General features: G+C 65.1%; 7 protein-coding genes. 3 read left to right on the top strand and 4 right to left on the bottom strand.

All coding sequences use genetic code 11. The annotated features are described in order from the left end of the window. Positions 1–228: 228 nt before the first annotated feature. The 4 genes from V9L20_RS13965 to V9L20_RS13950 all read right to left on the bottom strand — a co-directional run bounded on the left by V9L20_RS13965 (position 229) and on the right by V9L20_RS13950 (position 4381). Positions 229–999, bottom strand: a complete 771-nt coding sequence (locus V9L20_RS13965; RefSeq protein ID WP_337297039.1) for an SDR family oxidoreductase — start codon at positions 997–999, stop codon at positions 229–231. A 75-nt stretch (positions 1000–1074) separates the two neighbouring features. Continuing rightward, positions 1075–1986, bottom strand: coding sequence for a pseudouridine synthase (locus tag V9L20_RS13960; RefSeq protein ID WP_337297038.1), 912 nt, complete (start codon positions 1984–1986; stop codon positions 1075–1077). Continuing rightward, positions 1983–3293 carry a leucine-rich repeat-containing protein kinase family protein gene (locus V9L20_RS13955; protein WP_337297037.1) on the bottom strand — a complete coding sequence of 437 codons (1311 nt, stop codon included), beginning with the start codon at positions 3291–3293 and terminating at the stop codon, positions 1983–1985. The genes V9L20_RS13960 and V9L20_RS13955 overlap by 4 nt, the downstream gene beginning before the upstream one ends. Positions 3294–3310: 17 nt before the next feature. Next, entirely contained in the window at positions 3311–4381 is a 1071-nt protein-coding gene (locus V9L20_RS13950; RefSeq protein ID WP_337297036.1) for an MBL fold metallo-hydrolase, read from the bottom strand. 122 nt (positions 4382–4503) lie between these two features. On the opposite strand from V9L20_RS13950, the gene V9L20_RS13945 reads away from it, so the two are divergent. Genes V9L20_RS13945 through aceK form a run of 3 tightly spaced genes read left to right on the top strand, consistent with a single transcriptional unit; the run spans position 4504 to position 7560 of the window. Then, the gene (locus tag V9L20_RS13945; RefSeq protein WP_157616072.1) at positions 4504–4902 is read left to right on the top strand and encodes a MerR family transcriptional regulator; all 399 of its coding nucleotides are present in this window, start codon (positions 4504–4506) and stop codon (positions 4900–4902) included. A 53-nt stretch (positions 4903–4955) separates the two neighbouring features. Beyond that, positions 4956–5735 (top strand): carbonate dehydratase, encoded by a 780-nt coding sequence (can, locus tag V9L20_RS13940; protein ID WP_258502507.1) that lies wholly within the window; start codon positions 4956–4958, stop codon positions 5733–5735. Positions 5736–5739: 4 nt separating this feature from the next. Further along, positions 5740–7560 carry a bifunctional isocitrate dehydrogenase kinase/phosphatase gene (aceK, locus tag V9L20_RS13935; protein WP_258502506.1) on the top strand — a complete coding sequence of 607 codons (1821 nt, stop codon included), beginning with the start codon at positions 5740–5742 and terminating at the stop codon, positions 7558–7560. Positions 7561–7588: the final 28 nt, after the last annotated feature.

The raw sequence follows: 7588 nt of genomic DNA, 5'->3' as shown, positions 1-7588 counted from the left end.
GGGATCAGGGCCGCAGCTGTTTGAGCGAAGCGAGTTCTGCGGACCCCCGCCGGAGTCGAGCACCGCAGGTTTCCCCGTAGCGCAGCGCAGGGGACGCAGACAGTAGGGGTCGCCTTTCTTTGCTTACTTTCTTTGGCGAAGCAAAGAAAGTGAGTCGCCCGCCGGGGGCGAGACCCGGCCTCGGAACCCAAACAAGGCCCGCACCTCGGAGGCAACCAAGCAAACAGCTCAACGCGCGTGCGTCACCCCCCCATCCACCACCAACGTAGACCCCATCACATAGTCCCCCGCCCGAGAGGCCAAATAAATAGCCGCCCCAGCCATATCCTCCGGCACCCCAATCCGCCCCGCAGGAATCCGCTCCTTCACCTCATCCCCATGGTCCCGCGCCAGCTTGTTCATGTCCGAAGCAAACGCCCCAGGCGCAATGGCACTCACCACAATCCGCTCTTGCGCCAGCCTCAGCGCCATCCGCCGAGTCAGCTGAATCAGCCCAGCCTTGCTCGCCGCATACGAATAAGTCTCCTGCGGATTCACTGAAATGCCGTCGATCGAGGCAATGTTGATGACCTTCGCCAAGTGATCGGTCGCCGCCTTCTTGAGCATCGGCGTCAGTGCTTTGGTCAAGAAGAAGGGCGTCTTCAGGTTCAGGTCCACCACCTTGTCCCAGCCGCTCTCTGGAAACTCGTCGTACGGCGCGCCCCACGCCGCGCCGGCGTTGTTGACCAGGATGTCGAGCGAGTCCTCATGCCCGGCATAGGCATCGACCAGCGCCTGCGCGCCTTCCAGGGTGGACACGTCGGCCGGCAGCGACACGCATTGCCCGAAGGCCGAAAGCTCCTTGGCCGTCTGGTCGCAGGCCGCGGCCTTGCGGGCCGAGATGTACACGCGCGCGCCCTGGGCCAGGAAGCCCTCGGCGATCATGCGGCCGATGCCGCGCGAGCCGCCGGTGATCAAGGCGCTGCGGCCCTTCAGCGAGAAGAGTTGGGTGGTGTCCATGGTGCAGGTGTCTCCTGAATGAAATAACGAAAGATTTCAGGAAACGAGCTTAGTGCGCCGCGTGCGCGCGATGCGTCACCTTGGCGGCAGCGACAGGCTCCGGGGGCTCGTGAAAGTGCGCAACTCGCCGCTCACCGGGTCTTGAAACGCCACCGACTTGGCCAGCAGCTGCAAGGGCTTGTCGAAGTCGTCGCTATCGGGCGGCAGCAGGGTGGGGTAGATCGGGTCGTTGACGATCGGCATGCCCAGTGCCATGCAATGCACCCGCAGCTGGTGCTTGCGGCCAGTAATCGGCGAAAGCTTCAGCAGGGCATGGCCGCCCGCGACCTGTTCCACGAGGATGCGCGTTTCCGAATTGGGCTCGCCGGCCTCTTCCTTCACGCGCATGAAATGCTCGTCGTCGACCAGCCGGCTGCGGTAGGTACCGGGCACCGACGACACGCCCGGTTGCCATGGCACCACCGCCTCGTAGTGCTTGGCGATGCGGCGCTCGGGGAACATGGCCTGGTAGGCGCCACGCGTTTCGGGACGCACTGAAAAGAGCACCAGCCCCGCTGTGCTGCGGTCGATGCGGTGCAGCGGCACCAGGTCGTCGAGCTTCAGCTTGCGCTTGAGCCGCACCAGCAGGCTTTCCTGCAGGTACTTGCCGGTGGGCGTTACGGGCAGGAAGGGCGGTTTGTCGACCACCACGAGCTGGTCGTCCTGGAACAGCACCTGCTCGTCGAACGGAATGCGCACCTCGGCGTCGAGCGTGCGGTAGTAGTACACGCGCAGCGGTGCCTGGTATCGGCGCTGGGCGGTCACGGGCGCGCCGTGCTCGTCGATCACGTCACCGGCCTCGATGCGCGCCATCCACGCCTCGCGCGAGATCGCCGGAAAGCGTTTGATCAAGAACTCGACGATGGTGGGCCAGTGGCCTTGCGGCAACCCGACGCAGCTCGGGCCGACCCCGTCCCGCGTGGGCAGCGGCAAGCGTGGCCCTGTCATTGCGAGAGCTCGCCCTGGAGCAGGGCCGATGCCTCGGCGAACGACGGCCGCGCGGCAATGTCGGGTTGCATGCAGCGGTCTTTCAACACGGCCATGGCGTCTGGCGGCGCATCGCTGCAGCGGTCGAGCAGCTCTTCCAGCAGGCAGCCGAAGGCGCGCGTCTCCAGCCGTTGCAACGCCCCGATTTGCGTAGGAGCGAGCGCGCCGGTCATCCAGGCGGCGCCAAAGTCGCCGAGCAGCCCGCCGCCCTGTGCGCTCCACAGGATGTTGTGCGCGTAGAGGTCGCCGTGCAAGATGCCGTGCGCATGCAGATGCTGCATGGCGGAGGCGATGTCGCGCGCAATGCGCAACGCCACGCCGGAAGTCCATTGCGCGTCGGCCGCGTAGACGTCGCGCGTGCACGACGCCAGGCTTGGCGGTCCCGCAAGCGTGCGGAAAGATGGGTCAACCAGCGCCATGACCAGGCCTTCGGTGCCTTCCGGGTGACCGTCGATCCGGCTTTGCGCGGCAATCAATGTCGGATGCGCGCCGGCTGCGATGCTGGCGGCCATTTCGCTGTGGGGCCAGCCGTCGCTCGTCACGGCGCCCTTGAACAGCTTGACGGCCACGGGCTGCGACGCTGGGCCGAGCGTTGCTTGATGAATGACGCCTGATGCACCTTCGCCGAGCTTCAGGCCCAGCGCCAGATCGCGCCAGTCGACGTGCGGCACCGATTGCGCCGCAATGGCAGCGTCTTCGGCCTGCGCATCGAAAGGGTTGCCCGCGCCCGCAAGCCATGAAAGGCGCGGCAGCGAGAGCAGCCACCCGGGCAGCGCCTCGAAGCGGTTGGCCGAGATGCGCAGCAGTTCGAGCTGGCTGCAGGCCGCCAGCGATTCCGGCAGCGCGCGCAGTCGATTGCCGGCGAGCATGAGCTTCTGCATTCGCGTGCACTGGCCGATGGTCTCGGGCAACGTCTCGACCTGGTTGTCCGTCAGGATCAGCCAGCGCAGGGAGGGCAACTGCAGCGCGGCAGCGGGCACGTTGCGGATGCGGTTGGCCTTGAAGCCGACCATCTCCAGGCCCTGGCACCGGCCGATGGATTCGGGCAACTGCGTGAAGCGGTTGTCGGAGCAGAACAGCACGCGCAGGCGGTGCAGCCGGTCCAGATCGTCGGGCAGCGCATTGAGCGCGTTGCCCGAAAGGTTCAATACCTCGAGCGAGTCCGCCAGGTCATAAATCTCGCGCGGAAACTCCGTGAGTCCGCACGAGAGATCGATTCGTTTGGCGCCAGCCAGCCGGCCGGCGCGCAGCTTAGCCAGCGTGTCCATCCGGCAAGTCTAAATCCCTACACCGCGGCGCTGCGGGCTCCGAAGCGGTAGATGCCGTCCGGCCCCAGTTCGCGCCTGAGCTGGCCCGAGAACCACAGCAGGTGCAGGTGTGCCACGGTTTCGCCCATGGCAAAGGTCATCTGGTGCAGGTCGAGTTCGCGCTTGAACAGGATGGGCAGGCCCTCGGCTGCAGTCAGCGGGCGGGCCGTGCAGGCTTCGAGCAATTCGGCCAGGCGGTCGCGGTGGTGCTCCTGCAGCTGGTCGACGCGGCGGTGAATGCCGGTGAACGGCTTGCCGTGCGAAGGCAAGCCCAGCGTGTCGGCGGGCAGCGCCTTGAACTTGTCGATGCTGTCCAGGAAGAGCCGCAGCGAATTGGCTTCGGGCTCGCCCGAATGCACGCTCACGTTGGTCGAAATGCGCGGCAGCATCATGTCGCCGCCCAGCAGCAGCTTCAGCTCGTCGCAGTACAGCGCAATGTGCTCGGGCGCATGGCCGTAGCCGCTGATGCAGCGCCAGGCGTGGCCGTTGATGGTGACGGTGTCGCCGTCCATCATGCGCGTGAAGCGCTCGGGCACCGAAGGCACCATGTTGGCGTAGTAGTTGGTGCGAGCGCGAATCTTGGCCACCGCCTCCGGATCGGTCAGGCCATGCGACGCAAAGAAGTTGGCCGCCTGGTCGCCGCCGGCCAGCGTGTCGCCGGCGGAGGTCAGCACGCGGGCCACGTGGTAGTCGGTCGAGCTGATCCACAGCGGCGCGCTCCAGCGCTTGCACAGCCAGTCGGCCAGGCCGATGTGGTCGGGATGCATGTGCGTGACGATCACGCGCAGGATCGGCAGGCCCTGCAACTGCGTTTCGAACACCTGCTCCCATTGCGCGCGGGCTTCGTCGTGCGCAATGCAGCAGTCCACCACGGTCCAGCCCTCGACGCCGTCAATGCTGTCGCGCAGCAGCCAGAGGTTGATGTGGTCGAGCGCAAACGGCAGCCGCATGCGGATCCATCGCACGCCCGGCGCGACTTCCAGTGCTTCGCCGGGGGCGGGCAGGGTGTCGCCCAGTGGGTAGTGGAGTTCGCGTTCGAGGAGGTTCATGTAAGATTGACGTTTACGTAAACGTCATGGGTTAGGGGCACCATTGTAGGGAGACCGGGGCAAACCTGCTGTCGCCACCGCAACGCCCCTCCGGACGGCTCTTCGACCGATTCCAGACATACATGTCCGCGCAAACCTTCACCATCAGCCAGCTCGCAAAGGAGTTCGACCTGACGACGCGCGCCATTCGCTTCTATGAAGACATGGGGCTGCTGACGCCGGAGCGGGCCGGCATGCAGCGCGTCTACAGCGCGCGCGACCGGGCGCGGCTCACGCTCACGCTGCGCGCCAAGCGGCTGGGACTGAGCCTGACGGAGGCCAAGGAAATCCTCGACATGTACGACAGCCCGCGCGACACCGTGGCGCAGCTGCAGAAGTTTCTCGGCGTGCTGGGCGCGCACCGCGCCCAGCTGGAAGAGCAGCTTGCCGAACTGCAGGCCAACTTGGCCGAAGTGCGCGAGCATGAGAAAAAAGGCCGCGCAGCACTGGCCAAGGCCCAGCGGTCGGCCAAGGCAGCCTGACAGGGTACCCAAGACACACCGCATCCGAATCACGACTCATCGACAATCACGCCATGTCCGACAATCTTGATGACCTCTTTGCCCACAACCGTGCCTGGTCCGCACAAATGGAACGCGACCGGCCCGGCTTCTTCACCAGCCTGGTGAAGCAGCAGACGCCGCGCTACATGTGGATTGGCTGTTCCGACAGCCGCGTGCCCGCCAACCAGATCACCGGCCTCGAGCCCGGCGAGGTGTTCGTGCACCGCAACGTCGCCAACATCGTGGTGCATTCCGACCTGAACGCGCTCTCGGCCATTCAATTCGCGGTCGAGCACCTGAAGGTCGAGCACATCATGGTGGTGGGCCACTACGGCTGCGCGGGCGTCAAGGCGGCGCTCAGCGGCAAGCGCATCGGCCTGGCCGACAACTGGATCCGCCACATCCAGGACGTGCGCGACCGCCACGCCGTGATGCTCGACAGCCTGCCTGAAGACGTGCGCGTCGATGCGCTGTGCGAGCTCAACGTGGCCGAGCAGGTGGTCAACGTGGCCGTCAGCACCGTCATGGTCGATGCCTGGGGACGCGGCCAGAAGGTCAAGATCCACGGCTGGACCTTCGGCGTGCACGACGGCCTGCTGCAGGACCTGGGCCTGAACGTCGACGGCGCCAAGCCGCTGGACGCGGTGTACAAGGCGGCGGTTCAGCGCATTCGCTACAAGTGGAGCAAGCCGCTGGGCGCGTCGCCGTCCGGCCAGGCGGGCGCCGACGGAATCGCCGTTGAAGCCATTCCGGCCATTTCAGCCGTACAAGCCGTCCAGGCCGCTGCAGGCGACGAAACGAAAACCGGCTGAACCCATGTTCCCGCAGCGCCTCGATTCGCCGCTGGCTTACGACATCGCCAAGGCGATGATCGATGGGTTCAACCGCCATTACAGCCTCTTCCGCGCCGAATCGGCCCGTGCCAAGCACCGCTTTGAAACGGCCGACTGGCACGGCCAGCAGCGCGCGCAGCGCGAGCGCATCGAGTTCTATGACCTGCGGGTGAACGAAGCCGTGGCCCGGCTCGAGAAGGAGTTCAAGGCCGGCGACCAGCCGATGGAGGTGTGGCACCAGGTCAAGCTGCACTTCATCGGCCTTCTGGTGGACCACCACCAGCCCGAGCTGGCCGAGAGCTTCTTCAACTCGGTCACGACGAAGATCCTGCACCGCGCCTACTTTCAGAACGACTTCATCTTCGTTCGGCCGGCCATCAGCACCGAATACATCGAGCCGCGCGGCGCGCCCACGTACAGGCCCTACTACCCATCGCACGACACGCTGGCCGACACCATCGAGCAGATGCTGGACGACTACGGCCTGCAGGGCAGCTTTGCCAACAAGCGGCGCGATGCCGAGCGCGTGGCGCACGCGATCATGGGGCGCTTTCACCAGGTGAAGCTGCGCGCCAACTTCCAGATCCAGGTGCTGTCGGGGCTGTTCTACCGCAACAAGGGCGCCTATGTGGTCGGCAAGATCATGAACGGTTTTGTCGAGCTGCCGTTCTCGCTGCCCATACTGCATGACAGGCACGGCAAGTTCTACGTGGATGCGGCGCTCTTCGGCGAAGACGACCTGCAGATGCTCTTCAGCTTTGCGCGCGCCTACTTCATGGTCGACATGGAAGTGCCCTCGGCGTGCGTGCAGTTCCTGCGCTCGCTCATGCCGCGCAAGCCGCGCGCCGAAATCTACAACGCGCTGGGCCTGGCAAAGCAGGGCAAGACGCTGTTCTACCGCGACTTTCTTTCGCACCTCAACTATTCGAGCGACCGCTTCCGCATTGCACCGGGCATCAAGGGCATGGTCATGCTGGTGTTCGACCTGCCTTCGTTTCCTTTCGTGTTCAAGGTCATCAAGGACTTCTATCCGCCGCAGAAAGACACCACGCGCGAGCAGATCAAGGGCAAGTACCTGCTGGTGAAGCAGCACGACCGCGTCGGCCGCATGGCCGACACACTGGAGTACAGCGACGTGGGTTTTCCGCTCGACCGCTTCGAGCCCGAGCTGATCGAAGAGATCCAGAAGTTCGCGCCCAGCCAGCTCGAGATTGCCGACCGCGACGGCAACGGGGAGATGGAGCTGGTGCTCAAGCACGTCTATATCGAGCGCCGCATGATCCCGCTCAACATCTTTCTGCAGGAAGCCTTCGACACGCTGGCCAACCCGGAGAGCCCGGCGCACGCCAAGCGCGCGCAAGAGCAGCTGGAGCACGCGGTCGTCGAATACGGCAACGCCATCAAGGACATGGTGGCCGCCAACATCTTTCCCGGGGACATGCTGTGGAAGAACTTCGGCGTCACGCGCGGAGGCAAGGTCGTGTTCTACGACTACGACGAAATCGAATACATCACCGATTGCCAGTTCCGCAAGGTGCCCGCGGCGCGCAACGAGGAAGACGAGATGAGCGGCGAGGTCTGGTACTCAGTGGGCCCGAAAGACGTGTTTCCCGAGACCTTCGGCCCTTTCCTGCTGGGCAACGACGCGGTGCGCGAAGCCTTCATGGCGCACCACGCCGACCTGCTCGACGCCGCCTTCTGGCAGCACCACAAGGAACGCATCCAGGCCGGGCAGATGCTCGATGTGTTCCCGTACGAAGAAGCGCAGCGGTTTCCGCACGACGGACACGCGACGCATTTTTGATTGAGACCCCGGTCCACCGCGACACCTT

The organism is Variovorax sp. CCNWLW225 (assembly GCF_037204045.1).
GTDB lineage: Bacteria > Pseudomonadota > Gammaproteobacteria > Burkholderiales > Burkholderiaceae_C > Variovorax.
This window is presented reverse-complemented; position numbering and strand designations above follow the sequence as displayed.